14 protein-coding genes are annotated in these 15,876 nt (G+C 72.9%); 7 read left to right on the forward strand and 7 right to left on the reverse strand.

Going from position 1 to position 15,876, the window contains the following annotated elements; genetic code table 11:
• Nucleotides 1–16: 16 nt before the first annotated feature.
• A complete protein-coding gene (locus MUE36_10175; GenBank protein ID MCU0311297.1) occupies nt 17–2,656 on the reverse strand; it encodes a M1 family metallopeptidase in 2,640 nt (879 codons plus the stop codon).
• Nucleotides 2,657–2,680: 24 nt separating this feature from the next.
• On the opposite strand from MUE36_10175, the gene MUE36_10180 reads away from it, so the two are divergent.
• Both MUE36_10180 and MUE36_10185 read left to right on the forward strand, forming a co-directional pair.
• Nucleotides 2,681–3,691 carry an adenosine kinase gene (locus MUE36_10180; GenBank protein MCU0311298.1) on the forward strand — a complete coding sequence of 337 codons (1,011 nt, stop codon included), beginning with the start codon at nt 2,681–2,683 and terminating at the stop codon, nt 3,689–3,691.
• A gap of 47 nt (nt 3,692–3,738) precedes the next feature.
• Nucleotides 3,739–4,575 (forward strand): crotonase/enoyl-CoA hydratase family protein, encoded by an 837-nt coding sequence (locus MUE36_10185; GenBank protein ID MCU0311299.1) that lies wholly within the window; start codon nt 3,739–3,741, stop codon nt 4,573–4,575.
• 42 nt (nt 4,576–4,617) lie between these two features.
• On the opposite strand, the gene MUE36_10190 is transcribed toward MUE36_10185, so the two are convergent.
• On the reverse strand, nt 4,618–5,223 hold the full coding sequence (locus MUE36_10190) for a hypothetical protein (GenBank protein ID MCU0311300.1): 606 nt from the start codon (nt 5,221–5,223) through the stop codon (nt 4,618–4,620).
• A gap of 128 nt (nt 5,224–5,351) precedes the next feature.
• Between MUE36_10190 and MUE36_10195 the strand changes: the two genes are divergently transcribed.
• On the forward strand, nt 5,352–6,662 hold the full coding sequence (locus MUE36_10195) for a ferric reductase-like transmembrane domain-containing protein (GenBank protein ID MCU0311301.1): 1,311 nt from the start codon (nt 5,352–5,354) through the stop codon (nt 6,660–6,662).
• Nucleotides 6,663–6,783: 121 nt separating this feature from the next.
• Here MUE36_10195 and queF read toward each other — a convergent pair whose 3' ends face one another.
• The 3 genes from queF to MUE36_10210 form a co-directional block, all read right to left on the reverse strand.
• Nucleotides 6,784–7,137, reverse strand: coding sequence for a preQ(1) synthase (gene queF, locus MUE36_10200; GenBank protein ID MCU0311302.1), 354 nt, complete (start codon nt 7,135–7,137; stop codon nt 6,784–6,786).
• A 10-nt stretch (nt 7,138–7,147) separates the two neighbouring features.
• Entirely contained in the window at nt 7,148–9,187 is a 2,040-nt protein-coding gene (locus tag MUE36_10205; protein ID MCU0311303.1) for a prolyl oligopeptidase family serine peptidase, read from the reverse strand.
• 162 nt (nt 9,188–9,349) lie between these two features.
• Nucleotides 9,350–10,441 carry a PHP domain-containing protein gene (locus MUE36_10210; protein ID MCU0311304.1) on the reverse strand — a complete coding sequence of 364 codons (1,092 nt, stop codon included), beginning with the start codon at nt 10,439–10,441 and terminating at the stop codon, nt 9,350–9,352.
• 73 nt (nt 10,442–10,514) lie between these two features.
• Here MUE36_10210 and ychF point away from each other — a divergent pair, with 73 nt between their 5' ends.
• The 3 genes from ychF to rsmI all read left to right on the forward strand — a co-directional run bounded on the left by ychF (nt 10,515) and on the right by rsmI (nt 12,840).
• Nucleotides 10,515–11,591, forward strand: coding sequence for a redox-regulated ATPase YchF (gene ychF, locus MUE36_10215; protein ID MCU0311305.1), 1,077 nt, complete (start codon nt 10,515–10,517; stop codon nt 11,589–11,591).
• 68 nt (nt 11,592–11,659) lie between these two features.
• Complete coding sequence (locus MUE36_10220) at nt 11,660–12,016, forward strand: DUF192 domain-containing protein (GenBank protein ID MCU0311306.1); 357 nt, start codon at nt 11,660–11,662, stop codon at nt 12,014–12,016.
• Nucleotides 12,013–12,840 carry a 16S rRNA (cytidine(1402)-2'-O)-methyltransferase gene (gene rsmI, locus MUE36_10225; protein MCU0311307.1) on the forward strand — a complete coding sequence of 276 codons (828 nt, stop codon included), beginning with the start codon at nt 12,013–12,015 and terminating at the stop codon, nt 12,838–12,840. The genes MUE36_10220 and rsmI overlap by 4 nt, the downstream gene beginning before the upstream one ends.
• 13 nt (nt 12,841–12,853) lie before the next feature.
• Here rsmI and MUE36_10230 read toward each other — a convergent pair whose 3' ends face one another.
• Together MUE36_10230 and MUE36_10235 are read right to left on the reverse strand one after the other, a co-directional pair.
• On the reverse strand, nt 12,854–13,714 hold the full coding sequence (locus MUE36_10230; GenBank protein ID MCU0311308.1) for a 5'/3'-nucleotidase SurE: 861 nt from the start codon (nt 13,712–13,714) through the stop codon (nt 12,854–12,856).
• A gap of 127 nt (nt 13,715–13,841) precedes the next feature.
• Complete coding sequence (locus MUE36_10235) at nt 13,842–14,447, reverse strand: hypothetical protein (protein MCU0311309.1); 606 nt, start codon at nt 14,445–14,447, stop codon at nt 13,842–13,844.
• A gap of 61 nt (nt 14,448–14,508) precedes the next feature.
• Here MUE36_10235 and MUE36_10240 point away from each other — a divergent pair, with 61 nt between their 5' ends.
• Nucleotides 14,509–15,831, forward strand: a complete 1,323-nt coding sequence (locus tag MUE36_10240; protein MCU0311310.1) for a DNA recombination protein RmuC — start codon at nt 14,509–14,511, stop codon at nt 15,829–15,831.
• The last annotated feature ends 45 nt before the right edge of the window (nt 15,832–15,876 follow it).

Here is a 15,876-nt window from a genome sequence, read left to right on the forward strand (position 1 = left end):
GGGCGCGACCGTCCGATCAGGCGAGTGCCTCGTTGAGCGCGCGGCCGTCGCGGGCCAGGAGGGCGACGTTCACCTCGAGGCGTTCGAGGTGCTGGGCGAGGATCTTGTCGCCCTGGGGCACCTCGTGGGTCTCGAAGAAGGCGAACACCGACGACGCGACCTCGGGGCTCGACAGCGAGCGCACGCCCTCCAGGAGGCGGGCGATCGAGTTCGACGGGAACCGGTCGTTGATCGTGTCCCACTCGTCGGCCACGAAGTACCAGGCGAGGGGGCCCTGGGTGCGGTTGGTGAGCGCCCGGCGCAGCAGCAACGGGGCGTTCTGGGTGCGGATCTCCGTCGTGGAGAGCGTCAGGAGCCGGCGCATGAGGTCGGGGTCGTCGAAGTCGGCCAGCGCCGAGAGGTAACGCAGCTCCTCCTGAGGTGTGGAGGCGTCGCGGAACCGGCGGAGGAAGAGCTCGAACTCGGCCTCGCCGCCGGTGGCGGCGACGACGTTGACGGCCGCGGCGACCATCGCCGGATCGGCGGTCGCGGGGTGGGCCACGATGGTCCGGGCGGCGGCGGCCACCGCCGTGCTACCCGCCAGCACCCCTCTGGCCTCGAACAGGACGCCGCGGAGCGCCCGCTGCCGGTCGCTCTCGTCCGAGCCGGGCTCGGGGCCGAGGCGGTCGGCGGCCGGGCCCAGCAGCGCGCCGACGCGACGCCGGAAGCCCGGGCGGACGTCGTCGTCGACGAGGCGGTGCAGCGCCGTCAGGCACCCCACGATGCGCTGCCAGACCGACAGGTCGGACTCCCCGGCGAAGGCGGGGAGCATGTCGAGGAACGTGAGGCTCGTGGTGTCGCCGGCCAGCACGGAGGCCCAGGTGTCGTCGACCACGGCGTAGCGTTCGACCGGGGAGAGGTCGGCCTGAGCGTGGGTCACCAGGGCGGCCAGGAGGTCGGGGGCGTAGCGCGCCCGGTAGAAGCCGGTGCTCTCGGTGTTGGCGAGGACCCACTCGACCGCCTCGATGAGGGTGACGTCGAGGGTGTCGTCCTCGAGGAGGACCCGTTCGAAGGTGACGAGGTCGTCGTGGGTCGTCTTCTGGCTGAGGATGACGGGGATCGACCAGCGGCTCGCGTGGTCGAGCGCCGGCGCGGGCGTGTCGTCTCCCTCGCCGAGGTCACCGGCGTAGCCGAAGCGGTGCTGGCCGAGGCGCAGGGTGGCCCCGTCGTCGACCAGGTCGACGGTGACCTCGGGGAACCCGCCCTGGAGGATCCAGGAGTCCATGATCCGGCGGACCGGCTCGCCCGTGGCCGCCTCGAGGGCGTCCCAGAGCTCGGTGGTCTCGGTGTTGCCGTAGGCGTAGGTGCGCAGGTAGTGGCGGATCCCGTCCCGGAACGCCTCGGCTCCGAGGTACTGCTCGAGCATCCGCACCACCGCCGCGCCCTTCTCGTAGGTGAGGATGTCGAACATCCCCTCCGCGTCGCTGGGTGACACCACCGGGTACTCGATCGGGCGGGTGCTGGCCAGGGCGTCGGTGTCGAACGCCGCGCTGCGGGCCAGGCCGAAGGTCGCCCAGCGGTCCCACGCCGGGCGGAAGGCGTCGGTGGCGTGCATCTCCATGAAGGTGGCGAAGGCCTCGTTCAGCCAGATGCCGTTCCACCACTTCATCGTGACGAGGTCGCCGAACCACATGTGGGCCAGCTCGTGGTTGATGACGTCGGTGACGTTCAACAGCTCGGCCTGGGTGACCTCGGCGGGGTCGACGAGGAGCAGGACCTCCCGGAACGTGACACACCCGAGGTTCTCCATGGCCCCGAAGGCGAAGTCGGGGACGGCGACGAGGTCGAGCTTGTCGCCCGGGTAGGGGATGTCGTAGTACTCGGCGAAGTGACGGAGGCAGAACTCGGCGACCTCGAGGGCGTAGGCGGTGAGGTGGCCCTTGCCCCTCGGGAAGACCACCCGCACGGGTGTCCCGTCGACGTCGACCGGGTCGGTCGCCTCGAGCGGGCCGACGACGAAGGCGACGAGGTAGGTGGACATCACCATGGTGTCGGCGAAGCGCACGACGTGGCGCGACGGGTCGTCGGGGTGGGCGCCGCGGGCCACCTCGGCGGCGTTGGACACGGCGAACAGGTCGGCGTCGACGACGAGGGTGACGCCGAACACCGCCTTGTGGGCCGGCTCGTCCCAGCACGGGAACGCCCGCCGGGCGTCGGTGGCCTCGAACTGGGTGGTGGCGATGGTCTGCTCGACCCCGTCGGTGTCGGTGAACGTGGATCGGTAGAAGCCCCGGAGCTTGTCGTTGAGGATGCCCCGGAAGCGGACGTGGAGGGTGATCGTCCCGATGTGCACCGGCTCCGCGAGTCGGAAGGTGACCCGTTCCGTCTCGGCGTCGAGGTCGACGCCGAGGGTCTCGATGCGCTCGCCGGCGTCGGTGACCACCCAGGCCTCGTCGACCTCGAGCTCCACTGCGTTCGCGACGATCCGGGTGCTCGGCTCCTCGACGGCGAGGACCACGGCCACGGTGCCGTCGAAGGTCGCCGCGGCGAGGTCCGGCTCGAGGCACAGGTCGTAGCGGACCGGCCGCACCCCGGAGGGCAGGCGGAACGGATCGAACCCCGGGTCGTCGGGGGAGGTCGAGGCGGGGGAGGGCTCGGCGGGTTCGCGTTCGGTCACCGCGGCAGCGTAGGGTCGCCGGCCGTGACCGTGCTCAAGCCCCCGCCCGATCGCGACCTCGACGTGGTGTGCGTCGGCAACGCCATCGTCGACGTGCTCGCCCCGGCCGACGAGGACTTCCTCGCCCGTCACGGCATGGTCAAGGGCGCCATGCAGCTCATCGACGCCGAGGTGGCCCACCGTCTCTACGCCGCCATGCCCCCGGCCGTCGAGGCCTCAGGCGGTTCGGCGGCCAACACCGCCGCCGGGGTCGCGGCGCTCGGCGGGTCCGCCCGGTTCGTCGGCCGCGTCGCCGACGACCAGCTCGGCGAGGTCTTCGCCCACGACATCCGCAACGCCGGTGTGGTCTTCGACGCCGCGCCGGCACGGGGCCACGCCGCCCAGGCGGGCACCGCCCGCTGCCTCATCCTCGTGACCGACGACGCGCAGCGCACCATGAACACCTATCTCGGGGTGTCGGCCCACATCGGGCCGGACGACGTGGGCGGCGTCGACCTCGTCACGGCGAAGGTCCTGTACTGCGAGGGCTACCTGTGGGACGAGCCGACGGCCAAGGCCGCGCTGCGCCACGCCATGGACCACGCCCGGCAGGTGAGCACGCCGGTGGCGTTCACCCTCTCCGATGCGTTCTGCGTCGACCGGCACCGCGTCGAGTTCCTCGACCTCGTCGCCGACCACGTCGACATCCTCTTCGCCAACGAGTCCGAGATCTGCTCGCTGTACGAGGTCGACGACCTCGACGAGGCCGCCGAGCGGGTGGCGGGGCACGTGGGCATCGCCTGTCTCACCCGCAGCGAGAGGGGCTCGGTGATCCTCGCCTCCGACGGCAGCCGGGTCGAGGTCGCGGCGGCGGCCACCGACGTGGTCGACACGACCGGCGCCGGCGACCTCTACGCCGCGGGGTTCCTCTCGCGCTGGGCCGTCGGCGCGGATCTCGCCGAGTGCGGTCGGGTGGCGTCGCTCGTGGCGGGTGAGGTGATCTCCCACATGGGTGCCCGTCCCGAGACCGACCTGCGTCGCCTCGCCGGACTCTGACGCCGGCTCGTCGGCGACCCGCCCGGCGGGATCGGTACGCTCCCGCCATGGGGTATCGCTGCTTCGAGGTGGAGGTCGCCGACAAGGTGGCCCACGTGGTCATGTCCAGGCCCGACGAGTACAACTCGATGGTCCGCGAGTTCTGGACCGAGCTGCCCGCCATCGCCCGCGAGCTCGACGCCCGAGGCGACGTGCGGGCCATGGTGCTGTCCTCCACGGGCAAGCACTTCACCGCCGGCATGGACCTCGCCGTCTTCGCCGGTGACGCCCTCGGCGGGGGCGACGCCGAGATCGGCCGGGTGCGGGCCCGTCTCCGCCAGACCGCGCTCATGTTGCAGGACACGTTCACGGCGCTCGAGACGACCCGCTTCCCGGTGCTCGTCGCCGTGCAGGGCGGCTGCATCGGCGGAGGGGTCGACCTCGTGTGCGCCGCCGACATGCGCTACGCCAGCGCCGACGCCTGGTTCGTCGTCCAGGAGATCAACATCGGAATGACCGCCGACGTCGGCACCCTCCAGCGCCTGCCCCGGCTGATCCCCGAAGGGGTGGCCCGGGAGTTGGCCTATACGGGCCGGCGCATGCCCGCCGCCCGGGCGGCCGAGGTGGGGCTCGTCAACGAGGTATTCGCCGACCACGACGAGCTGGTGGCCGGGGTGCTCGCCATCGCCGCGGAGATCGCCACCAAGAGTCCGCTGGCGATCTGGGGGACCAAGCAGTCCCTCGTCTACGCCCGGGACCACCGCATCTCGGACGGGCTGGAGTACATCGCCACCTGGCAGACCGGCATGTTCCAACCCGACGACATGGCCGAGTCCTTCGCCGCCCGGGCCGAGAAGCGCGACCCGGTGTACCCCGACCTGCTGCCCTCGCCCGACACCTTCTGAGCGGTAGCGGGCGCGGCCGCCGGGCCGGCCCGCCTGCCCCTGTCAGTCCCCGTCGTCGTCGAGCGGCGGCAGGTGGTCCCAGCGCACGTCGCCGACCTTCACGAGGATCGACGAGATCCACCCGCCCATCGCCGACAGGTGCGTGTCGAGCACCGCGCCGTCGGCCAGCGTGGCCTCGTCGACCTCGTACACGCCCTCGTAGCTGACCTCGATGGCGTACTCCGGCTCGGCCAGGTCGCCCGGGTAGGCCGTCTCGACGGTCGGGCCGGAGCGCTCGAGGCGGTCGTGGCCGATCTCCGGGCTCATCTCGGGGAGCACGTCGAGCAGCGCCCGGGGCTCGGGGGCCGACGCGAGGCGTTGCACCCGCAGCACGATCTCGATGTCGATCCTCGGCGGCTCGTCGAGCGGCTCGCCGAGGTACCACGACCGGTAGGCGGTCTGGGCCCAGGTGGGCCATTCCAGGGTGATGTCGGCCTGCACCCTCGGGGGGAGACCTTCGCCGGGGAGGCCGTAGCTGGTCTCCCACGTCATGTCGCCGAGCAGGACGTCGACGTGGAACCGCTCCTCGAAGGCCTGACGTTCGAGGAGCGCGCCCTCGAAGGCGTCGCGGAGCGCCCCGATGGCGTCGGTGAAGACGTGGTCGAGCATGGCGCGCTGACCCTACCGGTCGGCCGGCCCGCCGCCCGCCGTTCCGACTCGACGGGGCAGGGCGAGGCCCGCGCCCCGGCGGGGTTCGCTAGGTTCCACCCGCAGGGTGCCGCGAGCGAGGAGGACGGGTGCGCGTCCTGGTCCAGGGCTTCGTCTACATCGCGGTGTTCGTGGGCGTCGCGCTCGCACCGCTGGTCTTCGCGGCCATCGGAGTGGCGGAGTCCGAACGCGGCGTCCTCACCGAGCTGAGCGCGGCGTTCGGTTTCGTCGGTCTGGCGCTGATGGGCCTCGAGTTCGCGCTGATCGCCCGGTTCAAGCAGGTCGCCGCCCCGTTCGGCACCGACGCCCTGCTCCAGTTCCACCGCCAGATGGGATTGGTCGGCCTGGCCCTCATCCTCGGTCACGTCGCCATCTCGGCCGACTGGGGCATGGTCGCCACCTTCTGGACGGCCGACACCCCGTGGCGGGTGCGCTTCGGGCTGCTGGCCGTGGTGGCACTCCTCGCCCTCGTCGCGATCTCCGTCTGGCGCACGGAGCTGCGCATCCGTTACGAGATCTGGCACGTCGCCCACGGGGTCCTCGCCGTGGTGGCGGTCACCGCCGCCGTCGTCCACGTCGTGCTGGTCGACTTCTACCTCGACGTCGCGTGGAAGCGCGCCCTCTGGTTCGTCATGGCCGCCACCTTCCTGGGGCTCCTCGGCTGGGTGCGCCTGGTCAAGCCCCTCGTCCTGCGCCACCGTCCATGGGTCGTCACCGACGTGCGCCACGAGCGCGGGCGCACCGCCACCTTGACGATGCGCCCCGACGGCCACGCCGGGTTCGGCTTCGAGCCGGGGCAGTTCGCGTGGATCGTGGTCGGAGGCTCACCGTTCTCGGTGACCCAGCACCCGTTCTCGTTCAGCTCGAGCGCCGAGGACCCAGGGCAGGTGAGCGTCAGCATCAAGGCCCTCGGCGACTTCACCTCGACGGTCGGCGACACCGCGGTGGGCACCAGGGTCTACGTCGACGGCCCCCACGGCGTCTTCAGCCTCGACCGCTACGAGGGGGCCGGGTTCGCCTTCGTGGCCGGCGGCGTGGGCATCACCCCCACGATGAGCATGCTGCGCACCCTCGCCGACCGCGGCGACGTGCGCCCGGTGGTGGTGTTCGTCGGCGGCGGACGGTGGGACGACCTCACCTTCCGGGAGGAGATCGAGGAGCTCGAGCAGCGCCTGGACCTCACCGTGGTCTGGGTGCTGACCGACCCGCCCGAGGGCTGGGCGGGGGAGTCGGGGTTCATCACCGCCGAGGTCCTGGACCGTCACCTGCCCCGGGCCCGGGCCCGCTTCCAGTACTTCGTGTGCGGGCCGAACCCCATGATGGACGCCATGGAGGACGCGCTGCTGGCCCTCTCCATCGCCCCCGAGCGGATCCACACCGAGCGGTTCGGGTGGGTCTGATGCGCCGAGAGGAGGGACCGTGCGCCACGTCCAGGTGAACCGCCTCGCGGTGATCGTGACCGTGGTGCTCCTGCTGGGCTGTCTGGCCTTCGCCGCCGCGCAGGGGTGAGGCCCCTGCGACTCAGGCGGGGTGCGACGCCGTGACCACGGTGGTGATCCCGCCGCGGGGCTTCCAGGTGGTCACGACGGTCATGCGCCGGGGCAGCGTGGCCCGCACCAGGTCGTCGAGGACGGTGTTCGTGACGGCCTCGTGGAACGCCCCTTCGTCGCGGTAGCTCCACAGGTACATCTTCAGGCTCTTCAGCTCGACGAGCAGGTCGTCGGGCACGTAGGTGACGTGCACGGTGGCGAAGTCGGGCTGACCGGTCACCGGGCAGAGGCAGGTGAACTCGTCGGTCTCGCAGACGATCTCGTAGTCCCTCCCCGGCTCCGGGTTCGGGACGGTGACCAACTCCTTGGACGGTTCGCTCGGCACGGCGACGACGCTACCCGGGTCGTGCCGCCGACCCCGCGGCCTCGCCCTCGGCCACGGCGACGCCCAGCCGGTCGTAGAGGAACCCGAGGACGTCGGTGAGCTCGTCGGCCTGCGCGGCCACCGGCTTGCCCTGCCCGTGCCCGGCGTCGGCCTCCTCGCGCAGCAGGATCGGCCGGTCGGTGCCGCACGAGGTGGCCGCCTGGAGCCGAGCCGCCATCTTGCGGGCGTGGGCGGGGTGCACGCGGCTGTCGCCGGCCGCGCTGGTGATCAGCGTCGCCGGGTAGCAGGTCCCGTCCACCACCCGGTGATACGGCGAGTACGACCACAGCCACGCGAACTCGTCGCCCCGGTCGGGGTCGCCGTACTCGGGCACCCACAGCCGACCGATCAGGAACTCCGGATAGCGCACCATGTCCATCAGGGGCACGGCGGCGTGGACCGCGGCGCACAGGTCGGGACGGCGGGTGAGCATCGCCCCCATGAGCAACCCCCCATTCGAGCCTCCCCGGACGGCCAACCGGTCGCGCCCCGTCAGGCCCTTCTCGACCAGCCAGTCGGCCGCCGCCGCGAAGTCGTCGAAGCTCTGGACCTTGTCGGCCCCCATCCCGGCGCGGTGCCAGGCCTCGCCCTCCTCGGCACCGCCGCGGATCCCGGCGACGGCGTACAGCCCGCCCCGGTCGCAGACGTCGACCACCGCCGCGGAGTAGGCGGGCCCGAGCGTGACCGAGAACCCGCCGTACCCGGTGAGCACGCACGGGGTGTTGGGGCCCGGCTCCGTGGCGGTCGCCCGTACGAGGAACATCGTGACCTCGGTGCCGTCGGTCGACGGGTACCGGCGCGTCTCGGCCACGTAGCGGCCCTGGGGCCCGTCCGGGTCGTGCTCGCCGTGCAGCCGGCTCCAGTCGACGAGGTCGTCGGTCTCCGCCGACCAGCGGTACGTGGTGGGCGGGGTGGTGAAGGAGGTGAGGGCCAGGAACGCCTCGTCCCGGTCGGGGCTGGCGGTGAGGGCCGACGCCGAGCCGACCTCGGGCAGCGCCACCGGCACCGTCCCGGTGCCGTCGTGGGCGTGACGGTGCAGGAGCGAGACCGCCGAGCGCGTGGAGAGGACCAGGAGGGAGGACGGGGTGACGGCGAGCGCCTCGATCACCGCGTCGGACTCGGGGACGACGGTGCACCAGTGGTCGTGCCACGCCGAGGTGAGCGGCGCGGCGACGATGCGCCCCCGGTCCGCATCCAGCGTGGTCACGCCGATCACCTGGTCGTCCACGACCTGCAACGCGCTGCGGGCCTCCACGCCCTCGATCAGGACGGTGCGGGCGGTGCTGCGGCGGTCGACGAGGTGCACGTCGGTGCGCTGCCACCCGACCGACACGTGGAACAGCAGCCATCGCCCGTCACGTGACAGGTCGACGGTGGTCCAGGCGGCCGGATCGGGGAGGTCGTCCCAGACGACCGGGTCGAGGGGGGTGGGCGACCCGAGCCGGTGGTAGCGCACGTGGCGTCCGTACTCCGCCTCGCCGGGTCCGACCGCGTCCGGGTCCGGGTACCGGGTGTAGAAGAAGCCGGCGCCGTCGGGCTCCCAGGCCATCGAGGCGGCCCGGGTGTGGGGGATGCGGTCGGGGAGGTGATGGCCCGACGCCACGTCGAGCACGGCCAGCGTCGAGCGCTCGTCACCGCCCGTCGACAGCCCGTACGCCACCCGCGAACCGTCGGGGGAGGGGTGGTACCAGTCGATGGCTGCGGTCGGATCGTCGCTGAGCCGGGCCGGGTCGATCAGGGTCCGGGCGCGACCGGCGCTCGACGCGGGGCGCACCACGAGCACCGTCTGGTCGTGGTGACCCCAGCGCTCGAGGGTGAAGAGGCGGTTGCCGGCGACGTGGGGCGCGACCGATGATCCGACCCGGAGCAGGCGGGCGAGGTCGTCGTGGAGCGCCTCTCTGCCCGGAAGGGCGTCGAGGACGGCCCGGGTGTGGCCGTTCTGTGCGGCCACCCACGACGTCACCTCGGCGTCGGCGGCCTCGAGCCAGCGGTACGGGTCGGGTACGGCCACCCCGTGGCGGTCGTCGACGGTGTCGACGCGCCGGGAGGGCGGCGGCAGGGGGGCGGTGGTGCTCAGCCCCGCCCTGCGTTGGGCTTGGTGCCGTGGTTGGCCGGCTTCTTGCGGGCGTTGTTCTTGCGCTTCGCGGTCTTCTTCGACATAAGGCCTCCGAGGCTACCCGGAGCGGTGCGCGCCGGCCCATTCGACGAGCTCGTCGGCGGGCCAGGTGTTCACGATCCGGTCGATCGCCACGTCGTGGCGGGCGACCTTCTCGCAGCCCGAGTCCTGCCAGTGGAGCTGGCCGGTGGCGTGGGCGTCGGTGTCGACGGCGAGGAGGCACTCCCACTCGAGGGCGACGTCGAGCAGCTCGTCGGGCGGGTCCTGGCGCTCGGGCCGGCAGTTGATCTCGACAGCGGTGTCGAAGCGGGCACAGGCCGCGAACACGATCTCGGCGTCGAACTCCGACGGCGGCCGCGCCGTGCCGTCCTCGCCCCGGCCCCCGGAGTGGCGCGGCTTGAGGTTGCGGCCGGTGCAGTGGCCGAGGACGTCGACATGGGGGCTGGCCACGGCGGTGACGAGGCGCCGGGTCATGTGGTCGCGTTCCATGCGCAGCTTCGAGTGGGCGCTGGCCACCACGATGTCGAGGCGGGCGAGCAGGTCCTCGTCCTGGTCGAGGCTGCCGTTCTCGAGGATGTCGACCTCGATGCCGGTGAGGACCCGGAACGGCGCCAGCTCGTCGTTCAGCCGGTCGATCTCGTCGAGTTGCTCGAGAAGCCGGGTGCGGTTGAGTCCGTGGGCGACGGTCAGCCGGGGGGAGTGGTCGCTCATCACCAGGTACTCGTGGCCGATGCCCATGGCGGTGCGGGCCATGGCCTCGATGGAGGCGCCCCCGTCGCTCCACGTCGAATGGCTGTGGCAGTCACCGCGCAGCGCGGCCCTGACCACGGCCGCGGGGCCCTCGGGCCCTCGGGGGGCCGCGTGCTCGAGGGCGGCCAGCCGCTCGGGGACCCGCCCCTCGAGCGCCTGGGCGATGACCGCCGCGGTGGAGGGCCCGATGCCGGCGAGGTCCTGGAGGCGCCCCCGGGCCGCCCGCTTCGCGATCTCCTCGGGACCGGCGGCCACCACGACCTCGGCGGCGTGGCGGAAGGCACGGACCTTGCTCGACGGGGCGAGTTCCCGGTCCATGAGGTGGACGATGCGGGCCAGGGCGGCCTCGGGGGGCATCGGGGCGCTCAGGGGAGCCATGCCCAGCAGGTCGATGTCCACGCCCCCTGTGTACCCCCTTTTCGGGCCCGGGCGGACCGACGGGAGGCGCGAGCCCGACCGGTAGGGTGCGCCGGTGGAGAAGTTCGGGTTCGTCGGCCTCCCCAACGCCGGCAAGTCGTCGCTGTACAACGCGCTCTCCGGGGGGAGCGCGTTGGCCGCGCCGTACGCCTTCGCGACCAAGGACCCCAACGTCGGGATGGCCAAGGTGCCGGACTCGCGCCTCGACCGCCTGGCCGAGATGAGCAACTCCAGGAACGTGGTGCCGGCCAGCGTGCAGTTCGTCGACATCGGCGGTCTGGTCGAGGGGGCCAGCACCGGGGAGGGCCTGGGCAACAAGTTCCTCGCCAACATCCGCGAGTCCGACGCCATCGTGTTCGTGCTGCGGGCCTTCGCCGACGACGACGTGCCCGGGCCCTCCGATCCGCTCGAGCACCTGCGCATCGTGGAGACCGAGATCGCGTTGGCCGACCTCGAGACGGTCGAGAACCAGAAGGAGAAGCGCCGCAAGGCGGCCAAGTTCGACAAGGACGTGGCCGACGAGGTCGCCGCCCTCGACCGTGCCTACCAGGTGCTCGCCGAGGGCACCCCGCTGTACCGCAGCGACCTCGACGACGAGGACCGCGAACTGCTGCGCTCCTATTTCCTTCTGACCAACAAGCCGGTGTTGGCCATCGTCAACGTGGGAGAGGACGACCTCGAGGTGATCGACGAGAAGGTGGCGCCGGTGCTCGCGGAGTTCGGCGGCCACGGCGAGGTGATCGGCATGTGCGTCCAGCTCGAGGCCGAGGCCGCCCAGCTCGACGCCGACGAGCGCGCCGAGATGCTCGAAGGCCTCGGCCTCGGTGAAGGGGCGTTGCCCCGGTTCCTCCACACCGCCTATCGCATGCTCGGTCTGCGCACCTTCTTCACCACCGGCGAGAAGGAGAGCCGGGCGTGGACGTTCCGCGCCGGGTCGAAGGCGCCCCAGTGCGCGGGGGTCATCCACACCGACTTCGAGCGGGGCTTCATCCGCGCCGAGGTGATCCACTGGGACGAGCTGCTCGAGCTGGGGAGCTGGTCGAAGGCCCGCGACGTGGGCAAGCTGCGCGTGGAGGGCAAGGAGTACGTGGCCGAGGACGGCGACGTCATGGAGTTCCGATTCAACGTGTAGCCACGGGGCCGGCGGTTCGCCGTCGCACCACGGCTTCGCTCCCGCGTCGTCCGCGTACGATCCCCGCCATGGCGACACGCGGTGGTGAGCCGGTCACGGGCGCGTGGCTCGTGCACGACGACCGCGTGCTGGCCACGCTCGAGATCGCGGAGACCCACCGTGACCGGGCCCGGGGGCTGCTCGGCCGTGACGGGATCGACGGCGCCCTCCTCTTGCGCCCCGCCCGCTCCGTGCACACCTTCCGCATGCGTTTCCCCATCGACGTGGTCCACCTCGACAAGGGTCTGAGGGTCCTGCGGATCACCACGATGCGGCCCAACCGGCTCGGCGCGGTGGTGTGGCGGGCGCGCGCCGTGCTCGAGTGCGAGGCCGGTCTCGTGCAGCACTGGGGCCTGAAGGTCGGCGACACCCTGGAGGTGCGGTGACCGGCACGCTGGTGCTCGTCGCCACCCCCATCGGCAACCTCGCCGACCTGAGCCCGAGGGCCGTCGAGGAGCTCGGGCGCGCCGACGTCGTGGCCTGCGAGGACACCCGGCGCACCGGGCGTCTGCTCGCCCACATCGGGGTGCGGGCTCCGAGACTGCTCGTCGTCAACGACCACACGGAACCCACCGCGGTCCGCGAGGTGCTGGCCGCCCTCGACGCAGGCCGCCGGGTGGCGGTGGTCAGCGACGCCGGGACGCCGGGGATCTCCGATCCCGGCGAGCGGCTCGTCGCCGCGGCGGGCGACGCCGGGCACCGCGTCGAGGTGGTCCCGGGCCCCTCGGCGGCGCTGGCCGCGCTGGTGGTCAGCGGACTGGCGACGGGGCGGTTCGTGTTCGAGGGGTTCCTGCCCCGCAAGGGCTCCGGGCGCACCGAGCGTCTCGCCGTCGTGGCGGCCGAGTCGCGCACCGCGGTGCTCTACGAGGCCCCGCACCGCCTCGCCCGGACGCTCGCCGACCTCGCCGACGCGTGCGGGCCCACCCGTCGGGTGGTGCTGGCCCGCGAGCTGACCAAGCTCCACGAGGAGGTCTGGCGGGGATCGCTGGCGGGAGCGGTGGAGCGCTGCGCGCAGGTCGAACCCCGCGGCGAGTACGTGGTGGTGCTCGCCGGGGCGCCCTCGCCCCCGGCGGCCACCGACGAGGACCTCCGCGCCGCGGTGGCCGCCGCCCGGGCCCGGGGGGCGAGCACCCGCGACGCGGTCAGCGAGGTCGCCGACGCGATGGGCGTGTCGAAGCGACGCGTCTACGCGGTGGCCCTGGCGACCTGACCGGCGGAGCCGCTCAGCCGGCGGGCGGGGTGGCCGGCTGCGGGGAGAGCGCCGAGAGCGTCACGAAGCCGTTGTTGAATCCCTGCACGTCGTCGATCGGAGCGGTGAGGGTGGACAGGCAGTCCTGGGCGGTGATGCTCAGGTCGGGGCTGACGGGGAGCACCGTGACCTCCTTGACCGAGCCCTGTGCACAGGTCGGGATGTTGAGGTTCGCCACCGTGGTGGTCTGGAGCTGGTCGAGGTTGGCGGTCACCCAGGCCAGCACCTCCTCCACCCCGGTGGCGAAGTCGAAGGTGCCGTTCAGGTCGGCGCCTCCGTCGGCGCCCGCCGGGGCCCCCTGGCTCGAGGCGAGCGCAGGGATGCCGCGCTGCACCGCGGCGCGGGCGGCGCCGACGGTGCCCGACAGCTCGGTGGCGGCGCCGATGTTCTGGCCGCTGTTGATGCCCGAGACCACGAGGTCGGGCGTGAAGTCGATGCCCCCCTGGTCGAGCGCCCAGACGATGCTGTCGGCGGGGAACCCCTCCACCGAGATGGCCTCGTAGCCGCTGGCGGTGGTGGTGGGGGTGCCGGTGAGCGGGCCGCCGGTGGTCTTCGACCCGCTGCCGCTCTGGTTGGTGGCGGGGGCGACGACGGTGACCTCGACGCCGGGAAGGGTGCGCAGCCCTTCGACGACCGCGTCGATGCCGGGGGCGCCGACGCCGTCGTCGTTGGTGACGAGGATGCGGACCGGGTCGGCGGGGGCGGTCGTGGCCGTCGGCGCCTCCGTGTCGCTCGACGAGGTCGAGTCGCTGTCGGAGCACGCGGCTGCGAACAGGGCCAGCGCGAGGACGGTGGCCAAGAGCGCGGCTGCGGGTGAACGGCGGATCGGTGACACGTCGACCTCCTGGGGGGTGCGGCTCCCATGCTGCACCGGGTGCGGGGACGTTAGCTCCGCACCGAATGGACGGTGGGTGAACCCCGATCGACCAGGTCGGGAGCGTGTCGGTCGGCGGAGGTCGCGCTCATCCCCATCCCCGGATCACGAGGGGACACGACATCAGGGGCGACCAGCCGTCGGGGGAGGCCTCGACGACGACCATCGCCCTCCCGAAGCCGGGGTCGGCGGCGACGATCCGCTCGAGACGAGCCTCGATCTCGGCCGTCGTGCGGCGGTCGATCCGGCCCACGCGGTCGGCGTACGCCCGCACGACGACGCGGCTGCGGAGGTGGTCGACGGCGGCGATCGGACGTGTCGGTCCTTCGGGCGCCCGATCGCGCTGGGCCCGCCAGCTGGTGCGCCAGCAGTCGTCGGGCGTGCGGAGCTCGCCGGCGTCGGCGTGCACGGCGTCCACGAGGCGCTCGAGGGTGGCGGTCGGGTGGCGGCGCAGCGCCCCCGGTCCGCTCAGCCCCGTGACGCCGGTGACCAGCAGGGCCACGACCACCACGGCGACCGCTCCGGTCGCCCATGCCCACCAGTGGCCCGGGTGCCGTGGAGCGCCCCGGTGGGTCCCGCCGCCGGTGGTGTCGTCGGTGGCGGTGACGGCCCCGGTGGGGGGCGCGGGGCGGACGCGGTCCCGGTCCGCATCCGCGGGGGCCGGGTCGCGGGGAGGCGTCGGGTCGGGCGTCATCGGCGCCGCCATTGTGGCGGGGTCCACGACCGCTGTCACACCCCCTGTGCACAATCGTCGCATGGTGATCCTCGCCGTCGTCTCCCTCCTCGTGGCCCTGGTCAGCGTGGCCGTCGCGGTCGTCGTCCTCACCCGTCGGGCATCCCCGCCCGCCACCGTCGTGCCCGACGCGCTGGTGGCCGCCACCGTCGCGGCACTGCGTGACGAGCAGGCCGCCACCGTGCAGGCGGCGGTGGCCACCGTGGTCGACGTCGCCGGCGAGCAGCTGGGCAGCCGGTCGGCGGCCGCCGACCAGGCGCTGCGCGAGCGCCAGGAGGCCATCGGCGCGGCGCTCGACGACGAACGCCGCGCCGTGGGCGACGAGCTGCGCGAGACCCGCCGCCAGCTCGATGCGATGGCGCGCCTCGTCGGCGAGCTCCGCCTCGAGAGCGCCGAGCAGCAGGGCCGCCTCGAGCAGGGCCTGGCCGACGCCGTGCGGTCCACGACCCACCTCGCCGGCACCACCGACGCCCTCCGCCAGGCGTTGGCCAGCACCAAGGCACGGGGCCAGTGGGGCGAGCGCATGGCGGAGGACGTGCTGCGCGCCGCGGGCTTCGTGGAGGGCGTCAACTACCGCCGCCAGACCGCGGTCGCCGGCGGCACCATCCCCGACCTCACCTTCCCGCTCCCCGGGGGCCGCGACCTGCACATGGACGTGAAGTTCCCGTTCGACAACTACCTGCGGGCGCTGGAGGCGTCCACGGATGCCGACCGCGAGGCGTTCGAGGCCCGCTTCATGGTCGATGTGAAGGCCCGCATCAAGGAGATCACCACCCGCTCCTACATCGACGCCGAGCGCACCGTCGACCACGTCCTGTTGTTCATCCCGAACGAGGCCGTCTTCGGGTTCGTGCTCGAGCGCGACCCGAACCTGATCGACCACGCCATCGGCCAGAAGGTGGTCATCTGCTCCCCGTCCACGCTCTTCGCGGTGCTCGCCGTGGTCCGTCAGGCCGTCGAGCAGTTCCGGCTCGAGCGCACCAGCGACGAGATCCTCGCGTGCCTGGCGTCGTTCGAGAAGGAGTGGACCAGGTACGCCGAGGCCTTCGCCAAGCTCGGCAGCCAGCTGGCCACCGTGTCGAAGACCTACGACCATCTCGCCGGCACCCGCACCAACCAGCTCGAGCGCACGCTGCAGCACGTCGACCGCCTGCGCACCGAGCGGGGGCTCGATGCCGTCGTGGCGCTCGCGCCCGCCGGTGACGCGCCCCCGGCACCCGGTGCGCCGGCCGACGCTCCGGAGCCGGACCGGGCCTCGGTGCGCAGGGCGCTGGCGGCGTCCCCGCCGTCGACGGGTGACGTCGACGGGGCGCTCGCCCGTGTCGCTGACCTCCGCCTGAAGTAGGTCGCGGCGACCGGGGTGCGTCCTGGGACGTAAGGTCCCGCCGTC

Source organism: Acidimicrobiales bacterium, assembly GCA_025455885.1.
Taxonomy (GTDB): Bacteria; Actinomycetota; Acidimicrobiia; order Acidimicrobiales; family Acidimicrobilacustridaceae; genus Rhabdothermincola_A.